This is a genomic window from Pseudidiomarina gelatinasegens (assembly GCF_004025325.1).
GTDB classification, from domain to species: domain Bacteria; phylum Pseudomonadota; class Gammaproteobacteria; order Enterobacterales; family Alteromonadaceae; genus Pseudidiomarina; species Pseudidiomarina gelatinasegens.
The window spans coordinates 107,141-121,333 of the sequence record NZ_RSFE01000003.1 but is presented as its reverse complement, the minus strand read 5'-3'; the positions used below and the strand labels follow the sequence as shown (position 1 = coordinate 121,333).

Genomic DNA, 14,193 nt, shown 5'->3' with positions numbered 1-14,193 from the left:
TTAATGCTTTGATTTATGCTGTTTGGCTTTTTCAAGCATTCGCTGCGCACGCTCGCGCCAAGCGCTGACAACCGACTGGCGCCACAGCAGACTAATGGTGAAATAGCCAACTAAACTACTGACAATGGCCATAATCAGGCAGCCCAGTAAGAATGCTGGCCCGATGGTGGTGATGCTATGCCCAAGCCACTGCCAAGACAGCTCAAAAGCAAAAGCTTGTGAGGGTTGGCCGAGTAGCCAGGTGCCAATAAGATAGCAAAAGTAAAAAAGTACCGGCATGGTGATAGGGTTCGAGACCCACACCAAGGCCACTGAAAGCGGTAAGTTAACGCGAAAGGGAATTGCAGCCGCTGCCGCCAGTACCATTTGAAAGGGCACTGGAATAAAGGCACAAAACAAACCAACAGCGAAACCACCTGCTGCAGAACGCCGATTGAGATGCCACAAGTTTGCATCGTGCAGCAACTTACCGAAAACCTGAAGGCTACGGCTGTTTCTCACAGTTTCATGATTTGGCATGATGCGTTGAATAAACTTACGTGGCATGTTTTATCCGTTTAGTTCTGGCCGAATTTAATTCATCAAAACAGGTACAACGTCCATGGATAGGTGGTTGTGCGCAGCACTGTTAGGCTATGCCCTATCATTTAGTTTTAGCAAGCCATTGGCCATCGAGCAATGGCTGGTAGCTGCGACTTTAGTCGCGCTCATTGCTTGGCAATTTCAGTCAATACGACGTTATGCGACATTTATAGGCTGTGTATTGTGCGGCATTGGGTGGGGCAGTGGCAACGCTTATTTGCATCAATCAGCACAAATTTTGCCGGCTAATTTTGGCAAAACATTGTCCGTTGAGGTTGCAATAACGGGTATAACGCAAGTCCGTGATAAATTCTGGCGCGTGGAAGGGGACGTTGTTCAACTAAACGGTGCAGCATTACCGGCAAAGCTCTTTCGGAACCCCTCGATACGGCTCAACTGGTATGAACCTCCTGCTGACGCTGTTAGTCCGCCACAAGCTGGTACCGTCTGGCGTTTCCAAGCTCGTCTGAAACATCCACAAGGCATTCGCAATGACGGTAGCTTTCTTTATCATCGCTATTTAGTGAGTCGCGGTATTCACGCCTTGGGAAGTATACGTAGCGGTCATTATGTGCACGGTGAGCCGAGCTACAGGCAGCGGCTTTTTAATCAACTGAACACCTACCGCGAACAATTCCAGCAGTTTGGTATTTTACTTGCCCTAACCCTGGGGGATCGCCAAGCACTATCGCCCGAACAGTGGTTAACGTATCAACGTACTGGCTTGGCTCATCTAATAGCCATTTCCGGTTTACACTTAAGCTTGGTGGCTGGTGGCATATTACTTTTCAGTAGAAGGTTTAGCGCACGTTTGGGGCGCAGCAGAAGCCGACGAGAACGTCATAACAGTTGGGTAGCAGGTACAGTTTTGGCGCTGCTGGCTGCCTGTGCATATGCGTGGCTCGCTGGTTTTGCCACGGCAACGCTACGTGCATTTGCGATGTTTTCGGTGGTGATGCTGCACAAGTACTATGCACTACACACACCACCATCACGGGTATTGCTGCGCGCGGCAGCAGTTGTTGTTGTCGTTGAACCCATGGCGTTGCTGCAACCAGGGTTTTGGTTGAGTGTTGGTGCCGTCGCCACGATTTTATTGATGCATTGGCGCTGGCCTGTAATTCGTGGGCGATGGCACGCGATACGCGCATTGTGGCGATTAGAGGTGGTACTAACCTTGGCACTGTGGCCGCTAACAGCATTGTGGTTTGGTGGGTTACCCGTGCTTGCTCCGCTAACCAATATGGTGATGGTTCCGATAATTGCTATGTGGGTGCTGCCCTTGAGTTTATTGGCATTACTGGTGTTTTCACTGCAGCAAGATACTGTTGCTGTTTGGTTATTTCGGTTGGCGGAATGGCCGTTAAACCTAACCGAACCTACTCTAGAGGCCATTGCGCGGTCGCCCTGGCAATGGTTACCCGATCATCTAACTGGCTCAATGAGTTGGTTAGCAGTATTACTGATTGCATGGCTATTGCCGTGGCGTAACCGTTGGAAAGTTGTGGCAAGCACCGTATTCATTGCTGGATTGCTTATTACGCGGCAGTTACAAGCGTTAGACACTGCGGTCAATTTCTATGTTTTGGATGTTGATCAAGGTTCTGCCATTGTCGTTGCGCAAGGCAATCGCGCTTTATTGATCGACACCGGCGCTGACTGGGAGCTGGGCGGGAATATGGCGGAACGTGCCATTTTGCCGTTTTTAAGGCACCATCAACTGGTACCTGACCTGGCCTTTGTAAGCCATACGGATAACGATCATAAAGGTGGCGCTACAGCGATTCGCGCTATATTCCCGCACGTACGTTGGTACGGAAGCGGGCAAGGTACTCCGTGCGCAGCTGGGCAAAGCGGAATTTGGGGGAAAGTGCGTTGGTCCGCGTTGCATCCACGCGAAGTAACTGAGAACGTGAACAACGATGACTCATGTGTACTGTTATTGGAAGTAAACGGAACGCGGATTCTGATACCCGGTGACATCAGTAAGCGCGCCGAACGGCAGTTGTTGGCACATGCGGCTGACGTGCGTGCCGATATCTTAGTGCTGGCGCATCATGGCAGTAATAGCTCCAGCGAGGACTATTTTTTGCGCGCAGTGCAGCCATATATAGCCGTGGCAAGTCGCGGTCGAAATAATGCTTATGGAATGGTTGCTGAACCGGTAAGAAAACGGCTGCGGGATATGGGCGTAAAACTCGTTGATACCGCGGTAGGTGGTCAAGTTAATATTGCGCTGAGTAAGTCCGGGTGGCAGGTGATACAACCCTGGGCAGCAACACATCGTGCATGGTTTGATGCGGATAACTAGCCAGTAGCCCATGAAAACGGTTAGAATGCAGTTATTGTTGAACTTATGAAGACTTGCATGAGCTCTGAAACCATTTCTGAAAACATCTCTGAAACCCTAAAAAAGCGCACGTTTCGCCGCTTAATAGGTTACATAAAACCGTATCGTGCGGCCTTTATCTTTTCAGTGTTTGCCATGATTGGCTACGCGGCAGTTGATACATTCTTCTTCTCGCAAATAGAAACCCTGATTGATGATGGTTTAACGGAACAAGACCCGACCATTCTTATTTACGGTGCTATTTTTGTCCCTTTGGTATTTATCACGCGTGGAGCGTTCAACTTTATTTCGACTTATTTGCTAAATTGGGTGGGCTTTCGTGTCATCACTACATTAAGGCAACAGTTGTTTGACCACATGATGAAGTTGCCGGTGTCATTCCATGATCGGCATTCAACTGGTGATTTACTCTCAAAAATCACCTACACCACACAACAAGTAGCCGAAGCAAGTTCGCGCGCCATTCTGGTGTTGATTCGCGAAGGTGCATTCGTCATCGGCTTATTGGGTTTGATGTTTTACATCAGTTGGGAATTGTCCTTGGTGTTTTTGGTGGTCGGGCCGTTAATTGCGAAAGTGGTTTCGGTAGTCTCCAAGCGCTTTCGTCAGGTTTCGCGGCGCATTCAAACTGCCATGGGGAATGTGACGACCACGGCAGAGCAGATGCTCAACGGCCACAAAGTTGTGGTGATGTATGAAGGGCAGAAGCGTGAATCGAAACGTTTCCGCGACATTAATAATGTCACCCGCAATCAGAATATGAAGCTGATTAATGCGCAGACAGTAAGTACTTCGATTATTCAGTTGATTGCGTCGTTTAGCTTGTCCATGGTGCTCATTTTAGCCAGCTTCCCCGATATGCTGGAACAACTGTCAGCGGGTGCATTTACCACCTTACTGACCTCCATGATTATGCTGCTGCGCCCACTAAAACAGCTGACAACAGTTAACAGCGACTTTCAACGAGGTATTGCTGCGGCACAAAGTATTTTTGAAGTGCTTGATGAAGAGCCGGAGCCGAATGCTGGAACGTATTCTGTGGAGAAAGCACAGGGCAATATTCGCTTCGAAGATGTCACATTTACTTATGACGAAGCTGAATCGCCAGCGCTTGATCACGTTAATTTTGAAGTGAAGCCGGGTAAAATCCTAGCGTTAGTTGGCCGCTCAGGTAGCGGCAAATCCACAATTTCTAATCTCCTTACTCGGTTTTATGCACCACAGGGCGGCAAGATTTATCTCGATGGTGTTGATATTTATGACTACAAACTGAAATGTTTGCGCCGTCAGTTCGCTCTGGTTTCGCAGCATGTCACTTTGTTTAATGACAGTATTGCTAACAATATTGCTTATGGTGCGCACGGCGATGTTAGTGACGAGCGCATTCGCGAGGTTGCTGAGCAAGCATTTATTACCGAATTTACTGACAATTTGCCCTTGGGCTTAAACACCATGGTGGGTGAAAATGGCGTGATGCTGTCAGGCGGACAGCGGCAGCGGATAGCCATTGCCCGTGCCTTGTTGCGTGATGCACCTATTTTGATTCTTGATGAGGCAACTTCCGCACTCGACACAGAATCAGAGCGCCACATTCAAAAGGCATTGAGCCAATTGCAACAGAATCGCACGTCGATAGTGATTGCCCACCGTTTGTCCACGATAGAAAGTGCTGACGAAATATTGGTGATGGAAGAAGGCAAGATACTGGAGCGCGGTGATCATCAAACCTTACTTGAACAGCAAGGTGCCTACTACCAGCTCTATAGTTTGCAGTTTAGCGGAGCTGATCTCTAATGTTCTGGCAGCGAGCCTGGTATCGTTCTGGTCTCGATTTTCGGTTAATTATTTTATGGCCGTTAATGATTGTCTTCATTGCCTTGAGCTGGCTGCGCAGAGCATTATACCGCATTGGCGTTCTGCCAACATACCGAGCTCCGGTACCCGTGGTTATAATTGGCAATATTAGTGTTGGAGGCACGGGCAAAACTCCTGTTACCGAAGCCGTGGTTAAATGGGCCCAGCAACAGGGCTATTCACCGGCAATTATTTCGCGTGGCTATGGCGGTCAAGGGCCATTTCCGCAGCAGGTAACAACTACGTCACAAGCTGAAGTTGTGGGCGATGAACCTAAATTGCTGGCGCAACGCACCGGCGTACCCATAGTTGTTAGCCCGAATCGTGAACAAGCCATTACTACGCTGTTACAAAACGCCCCGCAGGTGAATCTAATAATAAGTGATGATGGCTTACAGCATTACCGCTTAGCCCGCGATATTGAAATTGTCGTTATTGATGGCGAACGCGGCTTAGGTAATGGCTGGAGACTGCCGTTAGGGCCGCTTCGTGAACCGAAACAGCGCCTTAGGCAAGCCGATATTGTGGTGCAAAACGGGGGCGCTGAGTCACTATATGGTTGGCGCTTTTCATTGCAGCCGGATAGCTGGCGCCGCGTAAACGATCATCAGGAAGTGTCGGTGCCGCAAGGCGCTTCTATTGCCGTGGCTGGAATCGGTAACCCACAACGTTTCTTTGATACGCTCAAGCAGGCCGGAGTGACTGTTACTGAAACCTATGCTTATGCCGATCACCATCCGTTTAGTGCCGCCGATTTCGCCAGTATAGCCCCAGCGACCAATATTCTTATGACGGAAAAAGATGCGGCTAAATGCCAGGTATTTGCCCAAGATAACTGGTTCTATTTGCCAGTTTCAGCTAATTTTGAAGATGGTTTTTGGCAACAACTGCAGACTTGTCTGCAGAAAGTGTCCTACAAGGAGTAATTATGGCAGTTGATGAACGAACGCTCGCGATTTTGGCCTGCCCATTGTGTAAGGGAAAGCTCGTTTGGGTACGCGAACAGAGTGAGTTAGTGTGCCGCGGTGATCGATTAGCGTTTCCTGTGCGCAATGACATACCTATGTTGTTGAGTCATGAAGCACGTGAAATAAGTCATGAAGAGTTGGAGAAAATACCCTCATGAGCTTTACCGTAGTTATACCAGCGCGCTATGCATCATCGCGCTTGCCCGGTAAACCGTTGGCGATGATTGGTAACAAAACCATGATTCAACGGGTGTACGAACGTGCAGCGGCAGCGGGCGCCGCCGAAGTTATTGTTGCAACTGATGACCAGCGTATTATTGATGCAGTTGAAGCCTTTGGTGGGCGAGCAATGATGACCTCAGCCCATCATAATTCGGGTACGGAACGCATCGCTGAGGTTATTGACTACCTTGCGATTGCAGATGATCAGGTGGTGGTAAACGTGCAAGGTGACGAGCCGTTTATTCCACCCGAGATTATCCGCCAAGTTGCAGACAACCTTGCGAACCAAAAGGTTGCACAGATGGCCACACTGGCAGTGCCAATTGAGTCACTTGACGAAGTGCAGAGTCCGCACGCGGTGAAGGTTGTCACGGATGTGAATGGCTATGCACTATACTTTAGCCGCGCGCCGATACCCTATGAACGTGATGGTCTTGCTCAGAACCGCTTAGGTGCGTTAGCGGACTATCGGCGCCATATTGGTATCTATGCTTATCGTGCTGGGTTTGTATGGCGTTATATCGAGTGGGAACCAAGCCCGCTCGAGCAAATCGAATCACTCGAGCAGTTACGCGTATTGTGGTACGGCGAACGCATTCATGTGGCTGAGGCCATTGCGTTGCCGCCGGCTGGCATTGATACGCCAGCCGACCTTGAGCGTGCTAACTTGGCAGTATCCGACTAACTTGTTGGCTGGCGCGTTGGCGCAAATTGTGCCAGCGCTGCCGCATGCCGAGTAGTCGGGCATATGCATAAGGTACTAAGAACAAACTGGTTAGTGTTGAGGACAGTAACCCGCCAATAATTGAAATAGCCATAGGTGCGTAGGGCGGGCCATCGCCACCAATTTGAGTGGTGCCGAAGGCTAAGGGTAATAGCCCAAGAACCGTGGTTGCTACGGTCATTAGTATTGGCCGCAAACGGCTTACACTGCCATCAATTATTGCGCGCTCTAAGCTAGCGCCTTGATCCAATAGCTGATTGATGCGATCAACGAGCACAATACCGTTGTTCACTACAATTCCCATCAAAATTAAGATACCAATCATGGCCATAACGGAAATCGACTGGCCCGTGAGCAACAGCGCCCAGAACACCCCAACAATCGAGAACAGCAAGGACGTGATGACGGCGGTTGGCAAGAGCAATGACTCAAACAACGCGGCCATTACAATATAAATAAGAGCCACCGCCAGCAGCGTATTGACGAGCATGACGCTTTCGTTTTCTTGTTGCCGCTGGAAACTACCATCCAGGCTCCACAAGTATCCCTGTGGCAGTTGAACTTGGTCCATAACCTTGGTGATTACTTCGCGTGCCTCGCTGGTTGTTAACTCGTTTAGGTTTGCGTCGATATTTAACGAGGTTCTGCGATCAGTACGACGGATTTGACTCAACCGCGGTTGCTTGGTTAACCGAGCCACATCTTTTAACGCAATCACGCGTCCATTGCTTTGTAAGATTGGCAGGTTCTCAAGGGCGGTGAGCGACGTTTCAAGCTCTTTATCAAACGCTACCCGCAGATCAATCTCACCATTCGGGTCGCCACGATACGAACGTAGGCGCTGGCCACGTAATGCTGTGGCAACCGTGCGAGCAACGTCTGCTGAACTTAAGCCGAGTTGATGCACGCGTTGACGGTCAATCTTAATTACTAATTCGAACTGACCCGTATCCATCTCGGTTTGAACATCGGTAAGGCCGTCAATAGCGGAAAGCTTAGGCAATAAGTCCACTGCTATACGCTGCAATACATCCGTTGACTGGCCACTCAAACTGACGCGCACGCCTTCACGACCTCCGCCGAACCCAAACTTCGGATCGCTGCGCAGTAAGGTCGGCATGTCTTTGCGGATTCGCTCCATGAGGTCCGCTATCTTCTCGTTCCGATCTTCTTTAAGAAGAAGCGTCGAAATTGCGTAATTTGGCGTGTAATAGCTGTAAACTGCGTCGATGTCGAAGTTATCTTTATTGTTGTATAAATAATTTTCGAGTTGTGTCACTTCATCTTCAACTTCACTGAGGCTGTACTGGGTGTGAAGGTTGTAGGAAATAAACAAACGATCATTAAAACCCTGTGGGCCTTCGTCGCCGCTAACACCGGCAAATGGAATGACAATACTTCCCAGTAACAACAACGCGATAACTCCCGTCCAATTGGGGTGACGCCAGCTCCATTCTAAAATCTTACGATAGCGTTTCGGTTGTTTTACTGGTTTTAATTTACCTTTTGTGAATTTGCTTAAGCGGGTAATTAGCAGTGGCACCAGCGTTTGTGAGAGCAACAGAGATGCCAACAACGACAAACAAATTGCAACGGCGGTATGCTCGAGGAAGATGGTTATGTCAGTTTTTTTACCAAAAATATTCGGTAAAAATACAATTGCCGTGGTGAGTGTGCCCGCTATAACAGCAAGTGACACATTGCCGACACCCTGAATGGTTGCGGTCTCACCATCAGCGCCTTGCTCGCGTTCGTGTTGAATGCTTTCAGTGATAACTACAGCGTTATCAACGAGCATGCCGACAGCCAACATGAGCCCCATGAGCGATAGTACGTTGAGCGAGTAGCCCAGAAAGTACATACCGCCCAATGCGATGCATATAGCAATAGGTACGCTGAGCACGACCACGAGTGTGGTGGTTAAATTACGCAAGAATCCGTACAGAACTAAGAACGATAGAAAAGCACCGAGTAACCCAGCACTAACTAAGTCACTCAGTGATGTGGTTACACCGTCAGCGGTATCGTCCATAATATAAAGATTGATGCCATTAAACTGCGGGTCGGTGCGAATTTGCTCCACCACTTTCATGACACGCGCTGACACGTCAACGAGATTGGCGCTTGATTCCTTAAATACCTCCATGCCAATAGCATATCGCTGATCTAAATGGCGACCGTCAATCTTCCGTGGCATTTCGCGACCAATAGTTGCGACATCACGCAATTTCAAACCGGGGCGAATTGGAAAGTTACCGATAGAATATTCGTCTTGAAATTCACCGACGGGATTCACCAGAATTCGCTCATGCTCATTTTCAATGAAGCCAGCGGTTAACGAAAAATTAGCTTGTTGCAGCAGTTTGGTAATGTCGGCTGCGGCAAGTTGGTGCGCTAGTAGTGCTGCTTGGTCAAGTCGAATAACGATTTGTTGTGGTTCAACACCGTATAGCGTTACCCGCGACACGCCTTCAACGCGCTCGATAGGCCTGCGCAGGCTGCGGTCGAGTAGGTCGTACGCGTTCGACAAATCACGTTGGCTACTTATGCGCAACTGAAAAACTGGCATATCTTCGGTATTGAACTGAAACACTACAATTCGGTCGACATCGTCGGGCAGTAAATGCTTTACCGCATCCACTTTTTCACGCGCTTCAATGCTCTTGGTTTTGATGTCTTGTCCCCATTCAAACTGCAATAAAACCTGAGCATTATCTGAGGTAGAGGTTGAGCGCATGCGGCTGACATTACTTAAGGTAGCCAGCGCTTCTTCAAGCGGCCTTGTAATAAGACGCTCTACTTCCGCTGGCGTTGAGTTGGGGTAGGCGACCTGAACAACAATTTCAGGAATTTCGATGCCTGGAAATTTTTCCAGTGGTAGCAAGCGCGAACTAATCGCGCCCAGTAGCAGCATCGACAAAAATACCATGCAGGTTGTAACGGGGCGGCGTAGCGCAAACCGCGCCAACACCGAACCTATCTGTGCAGCGTTCATGCGGCGTTCTCCGAATTGTTATGCGCTATCTGCTTGCGATCAACGAGTAGGTACAAGCATGGGATAAACAACAGGGTCAACAAGGTTGAGAACAATAGGCCAGCAATAACACTAATTGCCATCGGCGCTCTTATCTCCGCACCTTCACCAAGGCCGATAGCCAGCGGCAATAAGCCTAACACGGTGGTGAGCATGGTCATTAGAATAGGTCGTAAGCGCTGCTGTGCGGCGGTATAAATTGCTTCATAACGGTCGCTACCTTCGCTGCGCAGCTGGTTAATTCTATCGACCAACACAATGGCGTTGTTCACCACGATACCGGCCAGCATGATAAGCCCAATAAACACGATAATGCTGAGCTCGGTGCCAACAAGATAGAGGCCGAGAATAGACCCCGCACCTGCCAAAGGCACGGTGAATAATATGAACAATGGATGCAGTAATGACTCGAACTGGGAAGCCATAACTAAATAGACCAAAAATACCGCCAGTACTAAAGCAAACTGCAATGAGGTAAATGAGCGCTGCATGTCTTCGTTCTGACCAGCAACACGGCCGCTAATGGTGAGGGGCAACTGCGTGTCATCCAAAATCTGCTGGGCTTCTGTGACTGCCGCACCCAGGTCGCCATAGCTTAAATTCGCTTCCACAACAGCAGTACGTTGTTGATCAACGCGTGTGATTTCACTGGGCCCAACCACAGGTACCACGTCAGCAACCGCCCGCAATGATATCTCGCGGCCAGCACCCGGATTAATGATGAGCTGCTGTAAGTCGCGCAACGAATTTCTGTCAGTGGCCTGACTACGTACCAGAATGTCAATTTTACGATCATCAAGACTAAACTGACTGGCTACCCGGCCGCCAATTTTCGTGGCGATCAACTCGGAAACTTCGGCGCTGGTTAAACCGTATTGGCTCAATTTCGCGTGGTCAAAATAAATCGCTAATTCCGGTTGTCCGTCGGTCATATTCACACGGATGTCCGTAAAGCGCGGGTGTTGTTCAAACTCATTACCCAACTGCTGCGCGGCTTGCTGCAACAGGTTTAGGTCGTAACCGGTAAGTTCAATTGTTACAGGGCTAGCAAAGCTAAATAATTCGGGAGTGCCGAATTTCGCCATAACACCGGGCATATTTTGTACGGCTGAACGCAACTCAGACTGAAGTGCCTGTTGTTGTTCCGCTGTTGAGTTCGACGCCATAACAATATTGAGTCGGCCCCATTGGTTTCCGCTTTGCCCTGGTGCTGCATTGAGCAAGCTGCCAGTGCCGGCAATGGTGTAATAGCGATCAACACTAGCATTGAGTTCGTCATTGCTGGCAATCACATCCCCGAGTGCATTCAGTACCGAATCAGTTTCGAAAATGGTTGCGCCTGGCTGGAGTTCAACTTCCACATAAAATTCACCTTGAGCCATGTTTGGTAGCAGGGCGACCGGCAATTGTGGTAGCAGTGCATAACAGCCTGCAGCAACCAGCAAAATAACGCTGAGGGTGGCGGCGGCACGACGCAGAGCCATGCCTAATAATCGTTCGTAGCCGCTTGCTAATAGCGTGTAGAGTTTATCAAAGGCGCGTAACAATGGATTAGTGACTAAGTAAAATAGCTTAGCTAGCAGGCGCCACAGACCGATAAAGACAGTCGCTAACGCCAGCGGTATCCACCGAAATACTAAGTAAACGGGCACACGAGCCCAGAATCGCCATCCGCTTGCGTAGGGTTGCGTGGGTATCGGCGAAAGCGCTGCAGTGTTTTTAGTGCGGCTCGAAAGCATCGGAATTAACGTGAGCGCTACCACCAATGACGCCGCAAGAGCGAAAGTGACCGTAAGTGCTTGATCACGAAATAACTGTCCAGCAATGCCTTCAACAAAAACTAGCGGGAAGAATACTGCCATGGTGGTTAAGGTAGAAGCTGTAATCGCACCGGCCACCTCCGTTGTGCCGAGTTCTGCAGCAACATCGGCAGATTTATCCTGATTATGGCGCGCGATATTTTCAAGCACCACAATGGCGTTATCGACGAGCATACCAACGGCGAGCGCAATACCGCCCAGCGACATCATATTAAGCGATACTTGATAGCCATACAGCAGATTGAAGGTCGCGATAATTGAAATTGGAATTGCCAAACTAATGATGACAGTTGGCCATACCCGCTGTAAGAACAAGTAGATGATAACCATTGCTAGCAGCCCGCCCATAATTGCTGCATCGCGCACTTCAGCTATCGCAGCACTAATAAATACCGCTTGGTCGTATATGGGCTTGATAGAGTATTCATCAGGAATCAGCTTGGCTTGTTGTAATTGTTGCAGGTGCAACTGAATCGCTTTCGAAACATGAACTGTGTTGGCATCGCCTTCTTTGTAGAGAGATACCTCAACAGCTTCCATTCCGGCGATGCGACTAATCGAATCACGTTCCTTATAACTGTTCTCAATGACAGCAATGTCTTTTAAAACGATAGGGCGGTCATTGCGTGTGGTTAAATAGATATTGCGGATGTCGTCGAGGTTTTCGAATTGGTTTAATGTGCGTACTAAAAACTCGGCGCGGTCGGCTTCAATTCGGCCACCGGACAAATTAATATTTTCTTCCCGCAAACGCTCCATAATTAGCGTCATTGGAATTTTCAATGCAGCAGCTTGGCGCTCATTTACTAAAACTTGAATTTCGTCTTCAAGCCCGCCACCAAGGCGTACAGAAGCAACACCTTCAATGCTTTCTAGCTGACGTTTTAATTCTTCTTCGGCATAGGTACGTAACCGCTTTAAGGACTCAATGGATTGATTACCGTCAGTTAAGCCGAGCGCTAGACGATAGACCGGCTCTTCACTGGGGTTGAAGCGCAACAACACTGGCTTTTCCAGATCTAAAGGCAGCTCCACCCAATCGAGCTTTTCGCGAACGTCTAGGCTCGCCATATCCATATCCGTACCCCAGCTAAATTCCAGTAACACGTCGCTTTGTCCTGCACGAGAAATGGATTCGATGCGACGAATCCCTTTTACGGTGCCAAGGTTTTCTTCAATGGGCTTGCTTACCAATTGCTCGACTTCATTGGGCGCGCCGCCTGGATAATCGGTGCGCACAGTGAGTGTCGGGTAGGCTAAATCAGGCAACAAGGTAACGGGAATACGCCCCAACGAAACCATGCCGAAAAGTATGACTGCCAAGGTAAGCATGGCAATGGTGACAGGCCGCTTGACGGCTAAACGTACAATACTCATGACTGCTGTTCGCTACGAATAACTTCAACTAAGGCCGCGTCTTTTAAGTTCGCCTGGCCGCTAATCACAATGGCATCGCCAGCTTTTAGGCCACTAATAATTTCTAAGTTTGACTCATCTTCAAAGCCGATTTTTACGTCCACTTTATGGGCTACACCTTCGGCATCAACGGTAAATACGCTGTGCTGATTATCAAGGCTTTGCACGGCATACCTTGGCACGGTGAGGGTGTTGCTATGGGTGGCATAGTTCAAGTTTACGTGTGCAAACATGCCTGCTTTCAGTGTGTTGTTAGGGTTTGCAACGTTCAGTACAACCTTAAAGGTGCCGGATTGTGTATCGATGACCGGGCTTATTCGCGCAACAACAGCATTCACTGTGGTATTTGGTAACGCACTTAAGTGTAACTGCGCTGTTTGACCTACTTGCACGTGCTGCAATTCACGCTCGGGCAGATATACATTGCCTTGCAATTGATCAAGTGCAACCACATGGAATAATTTTTGTTGTTCGTACTGACGCACAAGGTTGCCAGGCTTTACATAGCGTTTCGCGATATAGCCGCTAATCGGAGCGCGAATATCCGTTTCAGCTAAGTTGAGCGCCGCCATGTCATATTTTGCTTGCAGCATATCGGCTTGAAAACGCAGTTTGTCATAGGCATCGGCGCTAATCATGTCGCGTTCGGCCATGTCCTTCACGCGTTTTAGCTCTTGCTGAATCGAGCTCAGTTCAGCACGGGCTTGCGCAACGTGAATACGGTATTCATCGTCACGTATACGGGCTAGCAATTGGCCTTGTTCTACGTAGTCACCTTCTTCAACCAAAATGGTTTCGACAATGCCGTTGGCCTTGCTGGTCACGTCGGCTTCGTCGCGCGCTTCCAAAGTTGCCGTGGTTTTAAAGCTGGAGGTGATGTCGCCAGATGTAACCAGTTGGGTTGCGACAGGTATACGCGCAACCTCAGGCTTTTCGGCTTGCTCACTAGCAGCTCCAGCATCGCTGCAACCTGCTGTAGTTAAGGCTAGCCAAACCACCAAAACGGTGGCGGTGAGTGGGCGTGTAATCGAAATTTGCGTGTTCATGAGTGTGATCCCGATAGTCATCAAACGTTAGTTATAAATTCATAGTACCCAGAGCTTATGCAGCTTTCGTGCCAAAACTAACCTGTGTATGAAAAGTAACGATAACCCCCTTTATTTAAAGACTTATATGAGAGGCTTGTGTTTTAGATGAGACTGGAAAGGGAAAAGTTGAGTGGT

The 14,193-nt window shown here is 49.0% G+C and carries 9 protein-coding genes; 5 read left to right on the top strand and 4 right to left on the bottom strand.

Annotated features, from left to right (window positions below; genetic code table 11):
- Nucleotides 1-546, bottom strand: a complete 546-nt coding sequence (locus tag EGC76_RS04840; protein ID WP_128351883.1) for a DUF2062 domain-containing protein — start codon at nt 544-546, stop codon at nt 1-3.
- A gap of 55 nt (nt 547-601) precedes the next feature.
- Here EGC76_RS04840 and EGC76_RS04835 point away from each other — a divergent pair, with 55 nt between their 5' ends.
- From EGC76_RS04835 to kdsB, 5 genes are read left to right on the top strand one after another with little or no spacing between them, the layout of a single operon-like run.
- A complete protein-coding gene (locus tag EGC76_RS04835) occupies nt 602-2,893 on the top strand; it encodes a DNA internalization-related competence protein ComEC/Rec2 (RefSeq protein ID WP_128351882.1) in 2,292 nt (763 codons plus the stop codon).
- 57 nt (nt 2,894-2,950) lie between these two features.
- Entirely contained in the window at nt 2,951-4,726 is a 1,776-nt protein-coding gene (gene msbA / locus EGC76_RS04830; RefSeq protein ID WP_128351881.1) for a lipid A export permease/ATP-binding protein MsbA, read from the top strand.
- Nucleotides 4,726-5,712: a tetraacyldisaccharide 4'-kinase gene (lpxK, locus tag EGC76_RS04825; RefSeq protein ID WP_128351880.1), complete on the top strand. Its 987-nt coding sequence runs from the start codon at nt 4,726-4,728 to the stop codon at nt 5,710-5,712. Before msbA ends, lpxK begins: the two co-directional genes overlap by 1 nt.
- A 2-nt stretch (nt 5,713-5,714) precedes the next feature.
- Entirely contained in the window at nt 5,715-5,912 is a 198-nt protein-coding gene (locus EGC76_RS04820) for a Trm112 family protein (protein WP_128351879.1), read from the top strand.
- The gene (kdsB, locus tag EGC76_RS04815) at nt 5,909-6,661 is read left to right on the top strand and encodes a 3-deoxy-manno-octulosonate cytidylyltransferase (RefSeq protein ID WP_128351878.1); all 753 of its coding nucleotides are present in this window, start codon (nt 5,909-5,911) and stop codon (nt 6,659-6,661) included. The genes EGC76_RS04820 and kdsB overlap by 4 nt, the downstream gene beginning before the upstream one ends.
- Here the strand turns inward: kdsB and EGC76_RS04810 are convergent.
- From EGC76_RS04810 to EGC76_RS04800, 3 genes are read right to left on the bottom strand one after another with little or no spacing between them, the layout of a single operon-like run.
- Complete coding sequence (locus EGC76_RS04810; RefSeq protein ID WP_128351877.1) at nt 6,639-9,695, bottom strand: efflux RND transporter permease subunit; 3,057 nt, start codon at nt 9,693-9,695, stop codon at nt 6,639-6,641. The two genes, kdsB and EGC76_RS04810, sit on opposite strands and share 23 nt — an antisense overlap.
- A complete protein-coding gene (locus EGC76_RS04805) occupies nt 9,692-12,931 on the bottom strand; it encodes an efflux RND transporter permease subunit (protein ID WP_128351876.1) in 3,240 nt (1,079 codons plus the stop codon). Before EGC76_RS04805 ends, EGC76_RS04810 begins: the two co-directional genes overlap by 4 nt.
- The gene (locus tag EGC76_RS04800; protein ID WP_164876794.1) at nt 12,928-14,016 is read right to left on the bottom strand and encodes an efflux RND transporter periplasmic adaptor subunit; all 1,089 of its coding nucleotides are present in this window, start codon (nt 14,014-14,016) and stop codon (nt 12,928-12,930) included. Before EGC76_RS04800 ends, EGC76_RS04805 begins: the two co-directional genes overlap by 4 nt.
- Between the last annotated feature and the right edge of the window lie 177 nt (nt 14,017-14,193).

Excerpts from the sequence above, each read along its gene's own strand:
- kdsB (WP_128351878.1), top strand. The coding sequence starts at position 5,909 with ATGAGCTTTACCGTAGTTATACCAGCGCGCTATGCATCATCGCGCTTG.
- EGC76_RS04805 (WP_128351876.1), bottom strand. The coding sequence starts at position 12,931 with ATGAGTATTGTACGTTTAGCCGTCAAGCGGCCTGTCACCATTGCCATG.
- lpxK (WP_128351880.1), top strand. The coding sequence starts at position 4,726 with ATGTTCTGGCAGCGAGCCTGGTATCGTTCTGGTCTCGATTTTCGGTTA.
- EGC76_RS04820 (WP_128351879.1), top strand. The coding sequence starts at position 5,715 with ATGGCAGTTGATGAACGAACGCTCGCGATTTTGGCCTGCCCATTGTGT.
- EGC76_RS04840 (WP_128351883.1), bottom strand. The coding sequence starts at position 546 with ATGCCACGTAAGTTTATTCAACGCATCATGCCAAATCATGAAACTGTG.
- msbA (WP_128351881.1), top strand. The coding sequence starts at position 2,951 with ATGAGCTCTGAAACCATTTCTGAAAACATCTCTGAAACCCTAAAAAAG.
- EGC76_RS04810 (WP_128351877.1), bottom strand. The coding sequence starts at position 9,695 with ATGAACGCTGCACAGATAGGTTCGGTGTTGGCGCGGTTTGCGCTACGC.
- EGC76_RS04800 (WP_164876794.1), bottom strand. The coding sequence starts at position 14,016 with ATGAACACGCAAATTTCGATTACACGCCCACTCACCGCCACCGTTTTG.
- EGC76_RS04835 (WP_128351882.1), top strand. The coding sequence starts at position 602 with ATGGATAGGTGGTTGTGCGCAGCACTGTTAGGCTATGCCCTATCATTT.